The organism is Kitasatospora sp. NPDC089509 (assembly GCF_044749365.1).
Lineage (GTDB): Bacteria > Actinomycetota > Actinomycetes > Streptomycetales > Streptomycetaceae > Kitasatospora.
Genome location: NZ_JBIVHS010000008.1, coordinates 306,003 through 324,171, shown reverse-complemented (window position 1 = coordinate 324,171; position 18,169 = coordinate 306,003). Strand labels below are relative to the sequence as shown.

Genomic DNA, 18,169 nt, shown 5'->3' with positions numbered 1-18,169 from the left:
CGGCGGGAAGCGGTAACGGGGCTTCATCGGCGGTCGGCGCGGTGGAACTGGGCGCCGCCGCCCGCTATTGCCCGGAGAGGATAGCCATGACGGCCAGTCTACCGGGCCGCGCGAAACGCCCCGTGGGCGTACCGCCCTGGGGTACCCGCGGGGCCCTCGGCGCCTACTGCGGGGCGGTCGCCCCGTCGGTCGCGGAGGCCGTCGCCGAAGCCGCCGCGGCCCCGGTCGGATCCGCCGGGGCGGCCGCCGTCGGGCTCGCCGACGGGTCGGTGCAGCCCTCCTTCGGGCGGACGGCCGCGAACGGCGCGTCCAGGCCGGTGCAGGCCGTCTCGGGGGCGGCCGCCTTGGTATCGAAGACCTTCACCGGCACGATCGGCCCGTCGGTGATCTCCACCCGGCTGGCGTCCAGCACCTTCACGGTCGCGGCCGGGCCGGTGATCATCGACCAGCCGTTGCTGTCCAGCCGGTAGCCGGTGATGCCGCCGGAGACCGGGACCCCGCCGCTGGTGCAGGTGCGCGGGATGAGCACCGCGTAGTCGGTGTGCACGGTGCGCAGCGGGTCGTAGAGGCAGCCGTTGGACGGCCGGTCGTTGTACCGCAGGTCCCCGTCGGCGTCGCGCAGGCCCATGGTCAGGTTGGGCGTCACCACGGCCAGCCAGGGCGAGCCGTCCCGCTGGACGGTGTGCAGCGCGGCGGCGGCCCGCTGCTTGGCGGTCTCCTTGCGCTCGGCGTCGGTCCGCTTGTCGGCGCCCGGCTCGCCGTCGGCGCGCAGGTAGTCCGCGAGGCCGGGCACGGCGCGGTGCCAGCGCACCTCGTGGTCGCCCGGGCGCACCGAGGTGATCAGGCCGTCGTCCCAGACCACGATCGCGTTGTCCCCGGCCATCGCCAGGTAGAGCGCCTCGGCGCCCTCCCGGCGGTACGTCCAGGCCCGCTCGCCGGTCTGCTTGTGGTACGCCTCCAGGCCGGGGCCGACCACCTTGAGGTCCAGGCCGGCCGAGTCGACCGACTGGGAGTTCACCGGGGTCGCCTCCGCGTCGCCCGGCCCCGCCACCCGGTCGCCGAACGGCACCGGCTTGTTCGCGTGCGCCGCCGCACCGGCCGCAAGGACCAGCATCACCGCCAGGGCAGGCAGGATCGAGCGGGGGGTGAGGACACGCGGCGGCTTCCAGGACACGGCCGGAGCGTACCTTTCGGCGGGCGCACGAGTCAGCCCGGAATCGCCCTCCGGACGGCCCGCCGACCGTACGCCGGGCGGTGCGCGCCCGTCCCGCACGCCCGCCCGCCCACCTGCGCCGTCGGCTCCCCGGCCGGTCGGCGGGGCCCTCCGCGGCGGGCGCCGTAAGGCCCGCCGGACCGTTACAGACCTGATACACGCGACCGGGCCGGACGGGGGTTGCGGCAGACGGCGTTCGAATATCGCCCACTTTAGGGTGACATTCGGCTTTCCCGTCGCGTGCCGGGCCTACTGTCGGCGAGCGTGGCGCCACCGTCCGTCGACGTGGCCACCGCCCGCCCCGCTCCCGCGACGTCCGGAGGAGAGACCATGCGCATCGGCCGCCTGACGCTGGCCGCCGCCACTCTGCTGCTGCTGGCCACGGCCAGCGTCCCGGCCGGGACTCCGCTCAGCCGGACCGAACGGCACTCGCTCTCGTCGGACGCCTTCGAGCCGCGCGGCGCGGCCCCCCGCCCGCCGGTCCAGCGGCCGAAGCACGAGCCGCCGTTCGGCGCCTTCGTCGGCTCCTGGAACGACTACATCCCGCAGATCGGCAAGTACGCCCAGTTCCTGGGCAACGCGAACATGCAGGTCGGCCACACCTACCTGGCGGGCAACGGCTGGGCGGACATCGAGGGCGAGCCGGTGGTGCTCGGCCTGTGGTCGCAGTGGCGGCTGGCCGACCCGTCCCGGCTGCTGGTGCTCGGCGTGCCGATGCTGGTGCCCAACGAGGCGAACGTGCCGGACGGCGAGGTCGCCCGGCTGCTCGGCCAGGGCGCGCGCGGGGACTTCGACAGCCACTTCCTCCGGCTCGCCCGCCGACTGGTGGCGCTCGGCGGCGCGGACACCGTGATCACCCTCGGCTGGGAGATGAACGGCGTCACCTACACCCACCGCTGCAAGCCCGACCCCGCCGCCTGGAAGACGTACTGGCGCCGGATCGTCGGGGTGATGCGCTCGGTGCCCGGGCAGCGGTTCCGCTTCGACTTCGCCCCCAACCGGGGCCTGGACGCCATCCCGTGGACCAAGTGCTACCCGGGCGACGACGTGGTCGACATCATCGGCATGGACAGCTACGACCAGCCGGCCGGGAGCACCTTCGACGACTACGTGCGCGAGCCGTACGGCCTCCAGGACCAGGTGGAGTTCGCGGCCAAGCGCGGCAAGCCGGTCTCGTACCCGGAGTGGGGGCTGTTCCGCAACGGCGACAACCCCGAGTTCGTCCGCCGGATGGTCGAGTGGATGCGCACCCACGACACCGCCTACCAGACCGTCACCGACTACTGCCCGCACGGCTTCTTCCAGTGCCGGAGCAACCCGCGCTCGACCGCGGTGTTCAAGCAGCTGATGGCCGGTTCGCCGGGGGCACCGACGGCGGTGCCGACGGCGCCCCCGGCCCCGATGGTGCCGGTGCTGCCGAGCGCCCCCGGCCTGCCGACCCCACCGGTCCGGCCGACCCCGCCCGTCCCACCCGCCCTGCCGGGCGCGACGGCGAGCCCCTCCGCCACGGCCTCGCCCAGCCCCTCCGGGGCCGCCCGACCCTCCCGCCGGGAGGGCGAGGACGGACCTTAGGGCCTAGGCCCGGCGGCGGGCCAGCAGGGCCTCCTTGAGCCGGGGGAAGCGGGTGCGCAGCTGGTGCACCGCCGCCGCCCGGGCCAGCACCGTGCCGGCCCGGGCGGCGGCCGCCGGGGCGGCGCCGGCCGGGCCCAGCAGCAGCCGCTGGTTGGGCATCCGGTCCGGCCGCCAGCGCTGCTTGTACGGCTCCTGGCCGCGCAGCAGGCCGAGCACCGGGATGCCCGCGCCGACCGTCTCGTCCAGGGCGGCGCTGAACAGCAGCCCGGCGATGTCCAGCCGCTCGCGCAGCACCGGGTGGGCGCCGTACATGTACAGCCCGCCGAAGGAGGGGCAGAGCAGCAGCAGGTTCACCGCGACCAGCTCGCCGTTCAGGTGGAACTGGTGGACCGCCGCCCGCCCGCTGGCGACCAGGCCGACGGTGGACTCGGTCAGGTGCCGGGCGAAGCGCTCGGTGCGGTGCTCGGCGGTGACGCCGCGCTCCTGCCACTGCAGGAAGTGCAGCCGCAGCAGCCCCTCCAGCGCGGCCGGCACCTCGTCCACCGGCGTGCTGCGGACCTGCACCCCGGCCTCGGCGATCTTGCGCAGCTTCACCCGGCTGCGCTGGGCGGTCTTGCCCGGCACCCGCTTGAGCAGCCGCTCCATCGGGACGGCCGGGAGGTACTGGCAGAGCGAGTCCTGGTGCCGGCGGCGGGAGCCGCGCCAGTGCTCGTACACCCGCTGGACCGCCGCCTCGGGGTGCACCTCGCGCAGCTCCAGCCAGTGCCAGGGGCGGGTGAGCGGGAGGGCGGCGGCGAACTCGGCGGCGGCCCGGTCCGCGCAGTCGTCGTCCAGCAGGACGTCGCCGTAGTCGACCAGCCCGGCGCCGAGGCCGGTGAGGCCGCCGAACGGGCCGCCGCGCCGCATGAAGGCGCCCGCGCCGACCAGTCGGCCGTCCCGGCGGACCAGCACCACCAGCAGCGCGCCCGGGCGGCCGTAGTGGCGCCACCAGGAGCGCTGCCAGACGGCCGCCTGGAAGAAGGTGGCGGTGCGGCAGCGGGCGACCAGGTCGTCCCACTCCTCGGCGAGGGTGTCCAGTGCGTCGTCCTCGCGCCGCAGCTCGGTGGTCCAGACGGGCACGGCCGACTGGACCGGGAGGCCGGCGGCGCGGGCCTCGGTGCTCATCGTCCGCTCCCGGCGGCGGCCTTCTCCTTGGTCGGGGGCTTGGGCTCGCCGTCGGGCTTGCCCGTGGCCTTGCCCGCGGCCTTGCCCGTGGACGCGGCGTCGGCCTTCGACTCGGACTTGGGCTCGGCCTTGGGTTCGGCCTCCGACTCCGCCTTGGCCCCGGTCTTCGACTCCGTCCCGGGCACGACCTCGACCTCGGCCTTCGCCGCGCCGCTCGACCGGGCCGGGCCGCCCGGCTGTTCGGCGCGCGGCCGGGGCGCGACCGGGGCCGGCGCGACCTCGCCCGGCTCCGGGGCGGCCGGGGGCTCCGGGGCCCTCGGTGCCGTCGGCGCCGCCTCGGCCGGGCCGCCCCGCCGACGGGTCATCAGCACCAGCGACCCGAGCAGCAGCCCGGCCGCGGCGCCGACCGCGACGTCCAGCTTGCCGGAGGGCGTGGTCGGCTTGTCCGGCTCGGCGGCCGGGGCCAGCGTCACCAGCCGGACGTTGGTGTCCTTGCTGCTGGTGTTGGCGAAGGCGACCAGCGAGCGGGCCACCGCGTCGGCGGTCTGGGCGGCCTCCTGGGGGCGGGTCCCGGTACCGGTGATCTCGATCATCGGGGCGTCCGGGGAGGTCGTCCCGGAGACCAGGGACTCCAGCTCGGAGCGGGTGTGGCCGGTCTCGGCGGCCGCGACCGCGAGCACCTGCGGCTGGCCCGCGAGCCGCCCGTACGCCTGGGCGAAGTTGGTCGCGGTGGAGGCCTCACCGGGGTTCTGCGGCACCACCAGGACGTAGGCGCTGGCGGCGTACGAGGGGTGCGAGACGACGGCGTACCCGGCGCCGGCCGCGGCGCCCAGCGGCACCGCGAGCGCCACCGGCCACCAACGGCGGACCAGGTGGCGGGCGCTTCGGCGCGGTGTGGTCATGGGTGTGGCTCCTTGGGTCTGGGGCGGCGGTTCCGGCGGCGGGCGGTCAGACGCGGGCCAGCCGGTCGTAGAGGGCGCCCAGGTCGGCGGCGACCCGGGCGATGTCGTAGTGGCCGACGGCCGGGGGGTGCGGCAGCGGGTCGGCGGTGTGGCCGCCCTCCTGCCGCAGGTCGCGCAGCGCGGCGGCGTACGCGGCGGGCTCGGAGGGGATCCGGCGGGCCTGCGGGGCAGCACTGGGCGGCAGTTCGTCGAGCGCCGGGCAGGCGCTGTGCCGCACCGGCAGCCCGGCCGCGAGGCCCTCCAGGACGCCGAGGCCGAAGGTCTCCGCGGTGGAGGGGGCGGCCAGTACGTCCATCGCGGCCAGCAGATCGGGCACGTCGTCGCGTTCGCCGGTGAACACCAGCCGGTCCCGGACGCCGAGTTCGGCCGCCCGCCGCTCCAGCCCGGCGCGCTCGGGGCCCTCGCCGACCAGCACCAGCCGGGCCTGCGGGTCGAGGTCGGCGAGGGCCGCCAGCAGCACCTCGAAGCGCTTGCCGGGGACCAGCCGGCCGACCCCGCCGATCACCCAACTGCCCTCCGGCAGACCGAGTTCGGCCCGGACCCGGCGGCGGGCCGCGGCCCGTTCGGCGGCCGGGCGGCGGTAGCCGGAGGTGTCGATGCCGTTCGGGATCAGCTCGATCCGGGCCGGTGGCACGCCCCAGGAGCGCAGCGTCTGGGCGACCTGCCGGGAGACCGCGACGGTGGTGCTGCCGAGCCGCTCGGCCGCCAGGTAGAGGCCCTTGACGCCCCGGGTGACCGGCCGGCCCTCGATCACCCCGGCGTGCAGCGAGTGCTCGGTGGAGACCACCGCCCGCACCCCGGCGAGCCGGGCGGCCAGCCGGCCGTACAGCTGGGCGCGGTAGAGGTGGGTGTGCACCAGGTCGTAGCGGCCGGCCCGGACCAGCCGGACCAGCCGGGGCAGCGCGCCGAGGTCCCGGTTGCCGCGCATGCCGAGGTGGTGCACGGTCACGCCGTCGGCGCGCAGCGCGTCGGCGACCGTGCCGGGGTTGGTCAGCGCGACCACCTCGCAGCGCTGGTGCGGCGGCAAGTGGCGCAGCAGCAGGTGGAGTTGGCGTTCGGCGCCGCCGGAGGCGAGCCCGGTGACGATGTGCAGCACCTTCACGGCCGCCGCTCCTTCATCGCCCGCTCGCCTCCGGGCCGCTCGGACCCGCTGCCGACGCTCCCCTTCGACTCGGGGCGGCCCCCGCTTTTGCGCTTCAGCCCGGTGACGGCGTCCCGCAGCCGGTGCCGGCCCTTCTTGGCGCGCAGCCGCCAGGCGCCGTCGCGGTCGCCGACGTAGCAGCGGGGCAGCGCGAAGCGGCCGGTGAGCGGGGAGTGGGCGATCGCGCAGGCGTAGTCGTAGCCGGCCTCGCACACGGCCTCGGCGGCGGGCGCGTCCACGGCGCCGTACGGGTAGCAGAAGCCGGTGACCGGACCGCCGACCACCTCCTCCAGCAGCCGCCGGCTCTCCCGGGTCTGCACCGCGAGGACGTCGGCGGGCAGCCCGGGCAGGGCCTGGTGACCGAGGCCGTGCGAGCCGATCTCCCAACCGGCGGAGGCGAGTTCGGTGACCTCCTCGACGGTGAGCAGCTTCTTGCGCGGCCCCTCGGTGTCCCAGCCGTTCTCCTGGCCGAGCAGGTCGGCGACCACGTACGCGGTGGCGGTGAAGCCGTACGCCTGGAGGATCGGTACGGCGTACCGGGCGAAGTCCGCGTAGCCGTCGTCGAAGGTGAGGCCGACCAGCTTGTCGTCCCGCCCGTGGGCGCGGGCCCGCATCAGCTCGCGGACCGAGACGCCGCGCCGTCCACGCCGGTGCAACCAGGCGATCTGCTCGGCGAACCGCTCGGGGCTGACGGTGAGTTGGTACGGATCCTCCTTCTCGACCGCCACCGAGTGGTACATCAGGATCCACGGCGAGGAGGAGCCGAGCAGGACCGGTTCGCCGACCGGACGGCGGCTCCTGGGCAGTCGCGCCCGGCCGGGCGTGGCGCCGGCGCCGCCCGCCAGGGCCGAACGGACGGTTCCCCGTTCATTCTCCATCGGGCAGCTTCCCTTCATCGGCGACGGTTGGCGGGTTCGGGGAGCGCCCCAGGACCCGGGCGACGGCGAGGACCGGGCCGCGCACCTCGCGGGCGCCGAGGCCGGTGCCGAGGACGGCGAAGGCCAGGACCACCGCGAGGCCCCCGGTGAGGGTCGCGAGCAGCGGATCGGCGCTCAGGCCCGCGGCGGCGGTGCCCAGCAGGGTGGCCCCGGCGGCGGCGCCGACCAGCCGGCCGTGGCCGCCGAGCACCCGGCGCAGCCGCAGCGGGATGCCGCGCAGCACCAGGCCGCGCAGCAGCAGCGCGGCGGTGACGGTGATCCCGGAGGCGTTGCCGGCGGCCAGGCCGAGGGCGCCGAAGCGGTGCGTGGCCAGCAGCCCGACGGTGACCGTCACCGCGAGGCCGAGCAGCATCGCGGCGACCGGGTACCAGTCCAGCAGCCGGCGGCCGCCGTCCTCGCAGCGCGGGTCGTCGGCCCGACGGACCACCGGGCGCAGCGAGAAGTACGGGCGGATCATCACGCCGATCAGCGCCTGGGCGGGCAGGCCGAAGCTGTAGACCCGGATCACGGCGGCGGTGGCCGCGGTGTCGCCGGGGCCGAAGGCGCCGCGCTCGAACAGCAGCGAGACCACCGAGGGGGCGCAGGCCATCAGGAAGGCGGTGCCCAGCAGGACGACCGCCGCGGCCTGGCCGAGGTCCTTCTCGACCCGGTCGCGGGCCGCGGTGAGGTCCCCGGCCGCGAGCGCCCGGGCGACCAGCGGGAAGGTCACGGTGCAGATCAGGATGCCCGCCGTCATGGCGAGTTGGGAGACCTTGGCGGCGTAGTTGAGGTGCGAGATGGTGCCGGGCGGCAGCGCCGAGCCGAGGTAGCGCTCGGCGAACACCTGGGACTGCCGGGTCAGCGTGAAGGCGGCCACCGGGAGCAGGGCCAGCGGCATCAGCACCAGCGTGTCGCGGCTGCGCCGGGTGCGGCCCGCCGCGGCCTGTCCGGCCCGCAGGTGGCGCAGGAACGGGCCGACCAGCAGACCCGCCATCAGCAGGCTGCCGAGCGCCACGCCGAGCGCGGCGGAGCGGACCCCGAGGACGCCGTGGAAGCCGAACAGCAGGGCCAGGATGCCCAGGTTGTAGGCGACGTAGATGCCCGCCGGGGCGGTGAAGCTGTGGTGGGCGCGCAGGGCGGCGGCGAGGTAGCCGGCCACGCCGAAGGGCAGCACGGTGATCGCGGTGATCCGGGTGCAGACGACCGCCAGGCCCGGGTCGGGCAGGCCGGGGGCGAGCAGCTCGACCAGTTGGGGCGCGCCCAGGGCGGCGGCCAGGGCCAGCCCGCTGAGGGCGAGCAGCAGCCAGGGCAGGGTGGCGCGGACCAGCTGGCGGACCGGGTCGGGGGCGTCCGGGTCCTCCTCGCGCAGCACCAGGGCCAGGGCGAAGGCGGGCACCATGAGGAAGGACATGGCGTCCTCGATCAGCAGCGGCGCGGCCGTCTCGGGGACGGTCCAGGCGACCAGGAAGGCGTCGGTGCCCTGGCTGGCGCCGAAGTAGCGGGCCAGCAGCAGGTCGCGCAGCAGACCGAGCCCGGAGCCGGCCGCGCTGAGCAGCGCGGTGATGCCGAAGGCCTTGGCGAGGAAGCCGCCCCGGGGCGCCGGGCCGGGCCCGGGGGCCGGGGCCTGGACGGGGGCGCTGCGCGGGGCCGGGAGGGGGGAGGCGAGCGCGGCGGCGGGCCGGTCGGTGGTCACCGGGCCTCCCGCACGCCGGCCCTGGCGGCGAGGCCGAGGACGACGGAGGTCAGCACGGTGGTGGTGCCGCCGATGTCGGCGTACAGGAAGTCGACCAGCACCCAGGTGAGCAGGGCGAGGGCAGCCAGGGTCGTACCGCCGCGGTGGCGCAGGCAGCCGAGTAGGAGGCCGAGGAAGAGCGCGGCGTACGCGGTGATGCCGATCAGACCCTGCTCGCTGAGCACCAGGAAGTACATGTTGTGCGGGGAGAGCAGCGGCTCGCGCTGGAAGCCGATGGTGGAGTCGGCGGCGTCGCTGCCGGAGGACAGCCGCAGCGGGGCGTGGCTGTCGCGCAGTTTGGGGAAGGCCTTCGGTCCGGCGCCGTGGACGGGGTGGTCCTGCCAGATCCGGCCGGCGGTGGCCCACAGGTCGTAGCGGTCCGAGACGGACTGGTCGGGCGCGGCGGAGACCGAGCCGATCGAGCTGAGCCGCTCGGTGACGCCGGAGGCGCCGAGGCCCAGGCCGCCGATCAGGACGACGGCGGCGGCCAGGCCCAGCACGGCGCTGCGCACCAGCAGCCGGGCGTCGGCGCGCAGCAGCAGCACGGTGGCGGCGGCGCCGGTGGCGATCCAGCTGCCGCGGCTGAAGGAGACGGCGAGCGGGAAGGCGAGGAAGGCGGCGGCGGCGAACATCGCACGGCGCAGCCGGACGTCGCCGCCCGGTCCGCGCTCGCCGAGCGCGAGGGCCAGGGCGGCCAGCAGCCCGTAGCCGACCACGGTGGACATCGCCATGATGTCCAGCGCGCCGAAGGTGCCGACCGCGCGGATCGGCTGGCCGGTGTAGGAGGCACCGGTGCGGGTGAGGTACTGGTGCGCGCCGACCACGCCCTGGATCAGCGCGGCGAGCACGAAGGAGCCGAGGACGAGCCGCTGGTCGGTGCGGTCGCGCAGCGAGCAGAGCACGGCGGCCGGCACCAGGACGAACACCTGGGTGAGCCGGACGAAGCCGGTGACGCTGGTGGCCGGGTCGATCGAGCCCGTGGTGGCGACGGCGGCGGCGACCACGATCCCGCCGAACAGCACGGCGGTGGTGCGGGTGATCACAGGAAGTCGGCCGCGCAGCAGGTTGAGCGCGGTGAGGGCGACCAGGGCGAGCGAGGCGACGTCGGCGGCGGTGACGTGGACGGCCGCGGTGACGTCCTTCTCCCCGGTGGGCACGCAGACCAGCAGGACGGTGGCCGCGGCGAGCAGACTGGGCCGGTCCGCGAGGGCGGGCAGGGCCCGCCGTAAGGCCGGTCGGGTCAGCCGTGGCAGGGCCGGGAGGGTCAGGGCCACGCGGGGTCAGCTCCCGTCCGGGTGGAGCATCAGGGCCGCGGTGCGGCAGAGGACCTTGACGTCCTGCCAGAGGCTCCAGCTCTCGATGTAGCGGTTGTCGAAGCGGGCCCGGTCCTCGATCGAGGTGTCCCCGCGCAGGCCGTGGACCTGGGCGAGGCCGGTGAGACCGACCGGGACCCGGTGGCGGTCGGCGTACTCGGGGTAGGCCTGGCTGAACCGCATGACGAAGTAGGGGCGTTCGGGGCGCGGGCCGACCAGGCTCATGTCGCCGCGCAGCACGTTCCACAGTTGCGGCAGCTCGTCCAGCGAGCTCTTGCGCAGCAGGCGGCCGACCGCGCCCATCCGGTGGTCCTGGGAGATGTTCCAGCGGGTCGCCGACTCGTGCTCGTTGCTGGGGCGCAGGGTGCGGAACTTCAGGACGGTGAAGACCCGTCCGTCCAGGCCGGTGCGCTGCTGGCGGAAGAGCACGCCGGGGCCGGTGTCGAAGCGGACGGCGAGGGCGCACAGGGCCAGGACGGGGGCGAGCAGCAGCAGGCCGAAGCCCGCGGCGACGACGTCCAGGGCGCGCTTGGCGGCCCAGCCGGGGCGGCGCATGGCCGGGCTGCCGAGCCGCAGGCAGGGGAAGCCCCACAGGTGGTCGCCGCCGGCGATCGGGGCGGTGGGCAGCGAGCCGTGCTCGCGCAGCGCGGGCACCAGCCAGACCTGGCAGCCGAGCCGGACGGCGTCGCGCAGGGCGGCGGCGGTCTCGGCCTCGTCGGCGGCGCCGGCGGTGGCGATCACCTGCTGGATCCGGTGCCGGCGGACCTCGCGCTCCAGCACCTCGCGGCCGCCGAGGACCGGCAGGTCGGTGTCGCCGGCCAGCAGCGGCGGGTCGGCGTCCAGGAAGCCGACCGGGCGCATGCCGTACTCGCCGTGCTCGCTGAGGGCGGCGGCGACCTTGCGGCCGAGCCGGCCGGCGCCGAGCACCAGGACCGGGCTGGGGCGGCCGCGGCGGATCCGCCGGACCAGGTGGTAGAGGACGGCGCGGCCGACCGCGACGATCACCAGCTGGGCGCCGAGCAGAACGGTGAGCCGGGCCGGGGTGGCGGGGCCGCAGTCGGGCCAGCGGCCGTCCAGGCAGCCGGCCAGGGTGACCGCGAAGGCGGTGGCGACCACGGCGCGGACGGCCAGGGCGGGCAGTTCGTCCAGGACGGACAGGGTGAGCCGGGTGCGGTAGAGGCCGCCGGCCAGGTTGAGCAGCAGGAGCAGGGGCAGGACGGCCGCGACGCCGAGCAGCGGGGCGAGGGCGTCGGCCGGGTCGATCGCCCGGTTGGCGATGCCGACGGCGGAGCACAGCGCGATCGCGTCGACCTGGACCAGCGCGAGCGGCAGGGCGAGCCGGGAGTGGCCGGCCCGGCGGTGCCGGCGGGGCGCCGGCACCGCCCGGGCGTACGTCGCCCCGGTCGGCCGGTCGAGCAGCCCGGTGCCGGGGAGTCGCGGTCCGGACAGGGACCCGCCGGATCGCGGCACACTGTCGTGGTCAATGGTCATCAGCGCACGAACTCCCCTGCTGTGTGCCCGGGGTGGCGGTGTCCCGACGCCGTCGGGCGCAGGGCCGCCGTCCCGGCCCGGTGGGCGCGGTCCTGACAGCGCCTGCTACCGCTGGCGGCTTTCGGCTCTCCGGCCGGCTCTCCTGCGCGGGGGCCGATCGCGGAAGGCCTGGTCGCCGTGGACGCGGCCGCGAGGGGCCCGGACGCGAATGTCCGGGACGAAATCGAAATGAAGCAGGCAAAATCCGACAATACCGAACCAGGCCATGGGGGTCGGAAGTTGACTTGCCGATTCATTCCAGCCGCCCATTAATAGGTATTTCGGATTTGACGCCTCGCCCATATTTCCGGCTGAGGGTGCGAATGCGCCGGCGTCGGAACGGCGGGGATTCACGGCATGTGAAACGATCAGATCCGCTCTGGGACACGGGCCCTGCGCCGGCCGGCGGCCGGTCCGGCCCCCAGCAGATGGCGGTACAGGGCGTCCACCTGTTCGACCACGGTGCGGACGTCGTGCCGGGCGACCACGTGGTCACGCAGCCGGGCACCGCGTCGCTCGCACTCGATCGGATCGGACAGCGCTTCGGCCATCCGGGTGGCGAGCGCGTCCGGCTCCCCCGGCGGCACCACCGACTGCCCGCGCTCCGCCGGCGGCAGGCACTCCCGGGCACCCGGCACATCGGTCAGCAGCACCGGACGGGCCGCCGCCATCGCCTCCAGCGGGGCCAGCGCCATGCCCTCCCAGCGCGAGGGCAGCACCACCAGGTCCGCCGCCGCCAGCCACGGCCGAGGATCCGGCACGTCCCCGACCAGCCGGACCCGGCAGGGCTCGGCCGACTCCCGGACCGTCTCCGCCAGCCGCTGCTCCTCCGGCCCGCCGCCGACCAGCGCCAGCCGGGCCTGCGGCACCCGGCGCAGCACCTCCGGCCAGGCGGCCAGCAGCACGTCCTGACCCTTCTGCCGGCACAGCCGCCCGACGCAGACCGCGAGCGGGGCGTCCAGGTCCAGCCCGAGCGCGATCCGGGCGGCCCGGCGGTCGGCGGGCGCGTAGTGGCGGACGTCCACGCCGTTGGGCACCACCGCCCAGTCCGCGTGCATCCCGGCGGCCACGCCGTCCGCCCGCTCCTGGACGCTGACGCACAGCAGCCGGTGCGCCCAGCGGGTCGCGAAGCGCTCCCAGCGCAGGGTCGCGGCGGCCATCGCGCCGTCCACGGCGGCGAAGGACCAGGCGTGCGGCTGGAAGACGGTCGGCACCGCGCCGCGCACGGCCAGCCGGCCGGCCAACCCGGCCTTGGCGCTGTGCAGATGGACCACGTCGGGCCCGGCGGCCCGGACGATCCGGCGCAGCCGCCAGGCCTCGGCGGCGGTGCCCGGGCCGGGCGAGCGGCCGGCGGGCCAGTCCTGGACCAGCGCGCCCACCGCGGTGGCCTCCTCGGCCAGTCGGCCGCCGCGCGGGCAGGCGACCAGCACCCGGTGCCCGGCCTCGCGCTGCCCCCGGACCAGATCGACGACGACGCGGGCGACTCCGCCGTCCACCGGCTGTGAAATGTGAAGGATCGTCATATGCACGGCGGCGAGCCTAGGATGGCTCCCCCGCGCCGGGCGGCCCTCGTCACCCGCAGGTGGCGGGCCGTCCACCCGTACGGCTTTCGGCTCGTACGGGCGGACGAGCCGCTCGAAATCCCGGACGAATTCCCGGTTCTACTATCGGATCCCGCGGACCTCCGTGGATTCCGGCGGATTCCGGCGGATTCCGGCGGACCTCGGTGGATCTCAGCTGTTCTCGGTGGACCTCGGTGGATCCCAGCCGACCGCGGTGGACCTCAGCGGACCTCGGCGTCCAGGTTGGCCAGCACCTGGTCGTGGATCCGGTTCAGGCCCTTGGGGGCGAAGGTGCGCTCGAAGAAACCGCCGATGCCGGTCGCGCCCTGCCAGGTGGCGGTGACGGTGACCTTGGAGCGGCCCTCGCCGACGGCCGCGACGGTCCAGGTGATCACCATGCTGGAGTTGGCGTCCTTCTCCACCAGCTGGTCCGGCTTGGGCGCCGAGACGGTGAACAGGCAGTCGCGCACCCGCTTCTCGGTGGCCTGCAGCTTCCAGTGCACCTGGGTGCCGGCGCCGGTGCCGCCGACCCGGACCTCGTACTCGCTGTACTGCTCGGGCAGCAGCTTCGGGCGGGTCACCTGGTAGTCGGCCAGCGCCTCGTACACCCGCTCGGGGGCCGCGTCGTAGACCCGCTCGGTGGTGGCCTGCACCTGTCCCATGCCGTGCTCTCCTCGTGTGGTGGGTACCGCTTCGCCGTACCGTTCGCACCGGCAAGCCAATCACAGCGTCGCGGCCGCGACGCGGCGGGATAGGGTGACGGGTGTGCTCGATCTGGTGACTGCGCTGCGCTACGTGGACCCGCTGCGGGCCGGCGGTTCGGTGCCCGGCGTCGTGGAGACGGACGACCTGGGGACGTACGTGGTGAAGTTCACCGGTGCCGCCCAGGGCCGCAAGGCGCTGGTGGCCGAGGTGATCGTCGGTGAGCTGGCGCGGCGGCTCGGGCTGCGGGTGCCGGAGCTGCGGCTGGTGGACTTCGACCCGGCGGTGGCCGCGGACGAGCCGGACACCGAGATCCAGGACATGCTCAAGGCCAGCGCCGGCCTCAACCTCGGGATGGACCTGCTGCCCGGGGCCACGGACTACCGGCCCGGGATGATCCCGGTGGACTCGGTCGAGGCCGGGCGGGTGGTCTGGCTGGACGCCCTCACCGGCAACGTGGACCGCACCGTCCACAACCCCAACCTGATGGTCTGGCACCGGCGGCTCTGGCTGATCGACAACGGCGCCGCGCTGATCTTCCACCACCGCTGGGCCGGCGCCGAGGCGTCCGTCGGCAAGCGGTACGACCTCAGCGCCCACGCACTCGGCGGCTGCACCCCGGACGTCCGGTTGGCCGACGAGGACCTCGGGCCGCTGGTCACGGTCGAGCTGCTGGAGCAGGTGGTGGCCCTGGTCCCGGACGAGTGGCTGGCCGACGAGCCCGGCTTCGACTCGGTGGCCGCCGTCCGGCACGCCTACGTCACCCACCTGGCCGCCCGGGCGGTGCTCTCCGAGCAGTGGCTGCCGGAGGGCTTCGCCACCCCCGAGCAGCTGCGCGAGGCCGAGTTGCGGCGCGCGGCGCGCACCCGGGCCGGTCGGCCGGCCTGGCTGCAGGAGGTGCCGGACCTGCATGGCAAGCCCTCGGTGGAGACGGTCTGGGAGCACCACTTCGAGGAGTAGCGGGTGCTCGAACGCCGCTGGGGAGCGGGGCCCGAAGGCCCCGCTCCCCAGCTCAGTGCTCAGAGGTCACCGCGGTCGGCGCGTCAGCGCCACCACTGGACCGCCTTCTCGGCGTTGATGATGCCCGCGCCGTAGAAGCCGTTGTCGTCCTCGCCGCCCTCGCAGGTGGCCTTGAACTGACCGGTGTTGCCCGGGTTGTACTCGCCGGTCGGGCAGGCGTGGGACTCGGCCTGGTTGGTCAGCAGCTCGGTGAGCTCGTCCGGGCTGGCCCACGGGAAGGTGCTGGCGAGCAGCGCGACCACGCCGGTGACGTGCGGGGTGGCCATCGAGGTGCCCTGCATGTACCCGTACTTGTTGCCCGGGATGGTCGACAGGATGCGACCGTTCTTGTCCGGGGTGTTCGGGATCTGGTAGCGGGCGTCACCACCCGGCGCGGCGACGGTGACGATGCCCTTGCCGTAGCTGGAGTAGTACGACTTGTCGCCGTTGACGCCGACCGCGGAGACCGCGATCACGCCGGGCAGCTCGGTCGGCAGCGACAGGCAGTCGTTGGTGACCGGGCGGGTGGTCTTGGTGGTGTCGTCCGGGCTGGAGACGTCGACGGTCTTGTGGGCCAGGTCGATGTTCTCGTTACCGGCGGCGGCGACGTTCAGGACGCCCTTGCGCTGCGAGAAGGCGACGGCCTTGCGGACGGCGGCCGAGATCGCGGCCTGGTCCTTGTCGTTCGGGCAGTTGAACATCCACGGGTCGACGTAGTAGCTGTTGTTCGTCACCTTGAAGCCGTGCTCGCCGGCCCAGACGAAGCCGCAGACCGCGTTCTCCGGGTAGATGAAGCCACCGTCGTCGACGACCTTGACCGCGGCCAGCTTCACGTTCGGGGCGATGCCTATGATGCCCTTGCCGTTCTTGGCGGCGGCGATCGTACCGGCCACGTGGGTGCCGTGGTCGCTGTTGGTCGGCTGCCAGGCCTTCCAGTCGGTGTTCGTCTTGCCGTCGATGCAGGAGACCGACTGCGAGGCGTCCACGTTGGCGGCCAGGTCCTCGTGGGTGGCGTCGATGCCGGAGTCCAGCACGCCGACGGTGACGTTGCGGCTGCCGAGCGAGATCTTGTGCGCCTTGTCGACGCCGATCTGGCGCATGTCCCACTGGTTGGGCTCGTACGGCTCCTGGCCGTCGGCCGCGGCGGCGGCGCCGGTCGGCTCGGCGGCGACCTCGGCCTTGCCCTGGTCCGCGGCGAGGATGCCCTTGGTGCGGCTGGCACCGACCGAGTCGACGCCCTTGGCCAGGCGCAGCTTCTCGGCGAACTTGGTGTCGTTGGAGCGGGCGACCACGACGCCGATCTGCTCGTACGACTGGACCACCGTGCCGCCGAGGGAGGTGACGGCCTTCTCCACCTTCTGCACCTGGCCGTGGTTGGCCTTGGTGTTGACGACGTAGCTGAGCAGCGGACCGGTCGTCGGGTCGCCGGTGGGCGCCGCGACGGCGGTGCCGGCCGGAAGCGCGAGGGCGCCGGCGGTGGCGAGCACGAGGCCCACTGCCGCGTACCGGGTCCGGCTGATCCGAGGAACTCTCATGGGGGTATGCCCTCCCGGGTCGTCAGGCGGCAGCCGCGGTGCGGCAGGTGCGCTGGGATGACCGGGACGTTAATGAATATTCGCTGAGAAGCGCAAGAGGTAGTCATCTAATCGTCACATCTTGACCAACAATGGCGGGCGGCGTTCCGCAGGTCAACAAGGCCAACAGAGACGAAGATTGTTAAAAAGTGATGGTTCGCCGACGAGCTGACTCAACTGGTCATGTACGCGACGCACCCAGTCCGTACCGGAACTGTGCGGCGCCGGTCCGGAACGGTTCGGGAAGGCCGTGGGCATCGGCGGAGAACAACGGTTTTCCGGACGGGGCGAGTTCGGGCATCTCCCCTCCCGTCCGTCTCAGTACCTCCAGCGCGTCGCCGCGATCAACTCCTCGGGGCCGACGGCCGCGTACTGCTCGGCCTCGGCCCGGCGCACCGCCAGCACCGCCTGGTGCAGCGGCTCGCCCAGCGCCTCGCGCAGCACCGCCGAGCACTCGTACGCGGCGATCGCCTCGGCCGGGCCCTGCGGCAGCCGGGGCACCGTGCCCGGCTCGGCGGCGGCCGGGTCCCCGGTGAACTCCGTTGGCAGGGCTCGGCGTTGCTCCAGCCCGGCGAGCCCGGCGGCGAGCACCCCGCCGACCGTCAGGTACGGGTTGGCGCTCGCGTCGAAGCACTTGACCTCGGCGTTCGCGGTGGCGGCGCGCTCCCCGGCGGAGCCGGTGACCAGACGCAGCGCGGCCTCCCGGTTCTCCAGGCCCCAGCACTGGTACGCCCCGGCCCAGTGCTGGGGCACCAGGCGGAGGTACCCGGCCGGGCTGGAGCACCCCAGCACCAGGAGTTCGGGCAGCGCCTGGAGCACCCCGGCGAGGAAACCCTCGGCCTCGGCCGTCAGCCCGTGCGGGCCGGGGCCGCCGTGGCCGAGGTTGCGGCCATCCCGCCAGAGGCTGACGTGCAGGTGGCCGCCGTTGCCGACGCCGTCGGGCTCGACCACCGGGGCGAAGGACACCCGCAGGCCGTGCCGGGCGGAGACGGCGCGGACGGTGTGCCGGACCAGCACGGAGGTGTCCGCGGCGCCGACCGGGCCCTCGGGGGCGACCGAGACCTCGAACTGGCCCGGGGAGTACTCGGGGTGGATCTGCAGCACCGTCAACCCCTGGGCGCCGAGGGCGCGCAGGACGTCCCGCAGGTAGTCGGAGAGGTCGGTGAGCCGGTGCATCCCGTACGCGGGGCCGTGCGTCGGGTACTGCGGCGGATCCTCCGGGGCTCCCTCCCGGGCGACCACCCACTCGACCTCGATGCCGGCCTTGAGGCTCAGCCCGCGGGCGGCGGCCGCGGCCTCCATCCGGCGGGCGAAGAGCCGTTGGCAGCCCGGGTGCGGGCCGCCGCCCTGGGTGTGGCGGTCCCCCGGGGCCCAGGCCCAGCCGGGCTGGGCGGCCAGCGGGACGATCCGGTCGAGGTCCGGGTAGAGCCGGAGGTCCCCGGTGGGGCCGCCGATGTGCGGGCTGGTGATGATGGCGTCGTCGGCGAGGATGACGTCGAAGCAGGGCGCGGCGCCGACGCCCCACTGGGCCGCGTGCACCAGGCCGCCGAGCGGCACCGCCTTGACCCGGGCGATGCCGGCGTTGTCCACCCAGGTGACGGCGACCGCCTCGACGGCGGCGGTGCGCAGCCGGTCGACCGCCCGCTCGGCCCGCTCGGCACGCTCGGCCCGCGGGGGCAGCGCGACGGCGGCCACGAGGGCGGCCGGGTCGAGCGGGCCGGTGGGGCCGGCGGCCTGGGAGGCGGTGACGGTGCTCATGCCGTCATGCTGCCCCGCGGCCGGGGTGGC

Annotated in this window: 14 protein-coding genes; 2 read left to right on the top strand and 12 right to left on the bottom strand. The window is 74.9% G+C overall.

Annotation, left to right across the window (positions count from 1 at the left end; genetic code table 11):
* Window positions 1-163: 163 nt before the first annotated feature.
* Entirely contained in the window at window positions 164-1,174 is a 1,011-nt protein-coding gene (locus ACIP4P_RS20095) for a hypothetical protein (protein ID WP_400920233.1), read from the bottom strand.
* 369 nt (window positions 1,175-1,543) lie between these two features.
* Here ACIP4P_RS20095 and ACIP4P_RS20090 point away from each other — a divergent pair, with 369 nt between their 5' ends.
* On the top strand, window positions 1,544-2,785 hold the full coding sequence (locus ACIP4P_RS20090; RefSeq protein ID WP_400920231.1) for a glycoside hydrolase family 26 protein: 1,242 nt from the start codon (window positions 1,544-1,546) through the stop codon (window positions 2,783-2,785).
* 3 nt (window positions 2,786-2,788) lie between these two features.
* Here the strand turns inward: ACIP4P_RS20090 and ACIP4P_RS20085 are convergent, their stop codons facing one another.
* The 9 genes from ACIP4P_RS20085 to ACIP4P_RS20045 form a co-directional block, all read right to left on the bottom strand.
* Entirely contained in the window at window positions 2,789-3,949 is a 1,161-nt protein-coding gene (locus tag ACIP4P_RS20085) for a GNAT family N-acetyltransferase (RefSeq protein WP_400920229.1), read from the bottom strand.
* On the bottom strand, window positions 3,946-4,851 hold the full coding sequence (locus ACIP4P_RS20080; RefSeq protein ID WP_400920227.1) for a Wzz/FepE/Etk N-terminal domain-containing protein: 906 nt from the start codon (window positions 4,849-4,851) through the stop codon (window positions 3,946-3,948). The genes ACIP4P_RS20085 and ACIP4P_RS20080 overlap by 4 nt, the downstream gene beginning before the upstream one ends.
* 46 nt (window positions 4,852-4,897) lie before the next feature.
* Entirely contained in the window at window positions 4,898-6,013 is a 1,116-nt protein-coding gene (locus tag ACIP4P_RS20075) for a glycosyltransferase (RefSeq protein WP_400920225.1), read from the bottom strand.
* Complete coding sequence (locus ACIP4P_RS20070) at window positions 6,010-6,930, bottom strand: polysaccharide deacetylase family protein (RefSeq protein WP_400920223.1); 921 nt, start codon at window positions 6,928-6,930, stop codon at window positions 6,010-6,012. The genes ACIP4P_RS20075 and ACIP4P_RS20070 overlap by 4 nt, the downstream gene beginning before the upstream one ends.
* Window positions 6,920-8,662, bottom strand: coding sequence for a murein biosynthesis integral membrane protein MurJ (gene murJ, locus ACIP4P_RS20065; RefSeq protein WP_400920221.1), 1,743 nt, complete (start codon window positions 8,660-8,662; stop codon window positions 6,920-6,922). Before murJ ends, ACIP4P_RS20070 begins: the two co-directional genes overlap by 11 nt.
* Window positions 8,659-9,975 (bottom strand): O-antigen ligase family protein, encoded by a 1,317-nt coding sequence (locus tag ACIP4P_RS20060; RefSeq protein ID WP_400920219.1) that lies wholly within the window; start codon window positions 9,973-9,975, stop codon window positions 8,659-8,661. The genes murJ and ACIP4P_RS20060 overlap by 4 nt, the downstream gene beginning before the upstream one ends.
* Before the next feature lie 6 nt (window positions 9,976-9,981).
* Window positions 9,982-11,505, bottom strand: a complete 1,524-nt coding sequence (locus tag ACIP4P_RS20055) for a sugar transferase (protein ID WP_400920217.1) — start codon at window positions 11,503-11,505, stop codon at window positions 9,982-9,984.
* 407 nt (window positions 11,506-11,912) lie between these two features.
* Entirely contained in the window at window positions 11,913-13,067 is a 1,155-nt protein-coding gene (locus tag ACIP4P_RS20050; protein ID WP_400920215.1) for a glycosyltransferase, read from the bottom strand.
* Window positions 13,068-13,327: 260 nt separating this feature from the next.
* Window positions 13,328-13,768 carry an SRPBCC family protein gene (locus ACIP4P_RS20045; RefSeq protein WP_350511573.1) on the bottom strand — a complete coding sequence of 147 codons (441 nt, stop codon included), beginning with the start codon at window positions 13,766-13,768 and terminating at the stop codon, window positions 13,328-13,330.
* 103 nt (window positions 13,769-13,871) lie between these two features.
* Here ACIP4P_RS20045 and ACIP4P_RS20040 point away from each other — a divergent pair, with 103 nt between their 5' ends.
* Window positions 13,872-14,768 carry a HipA family kinase gene (locus tag ACIP4P_RS20040; protein ID WP_400920213.1) on the top strand — a complete coding sequence of 299 codons (897 nt, stop codon included), beginning with the start codon at window positions 13,872-13,874 and terminating at the stop codon, window positions 14,766-14,768.
* An 83-nt stretch (window positions 14,769-14,851) separates the two neighbouring features.
* Here ACIP4P_RS20040 and ACIP4P_RS20035 read toward each other — a convergent pair whose 3' ends face one another.
* Window positions 14,852-16,342: a S8 family peptidase gene (locus tag ACIP4P_RS20035; protein WP_400920211.1), complete on the bottom strand. Its 1,491-nt coding sequence runs from the start codon at window positions 16,340-16,342 to the stop codon at window positions 14,852-14,854.
* 357 nt (window positions 16,343-16,699) lie between these two features.
* Window positions 16,700-18,139, bottom strand: a complete 1,440-nt coding sequence (locus tag ACIP4P_RS20030; protein ID WP_400920209.1) for a glutamine synthetase — start codon at window positions 18,137-18,139, stop codon at window positions 16,700-16,702.
* Window positions 18,140-18,169 lie beyond the last annotated feature (30 nt).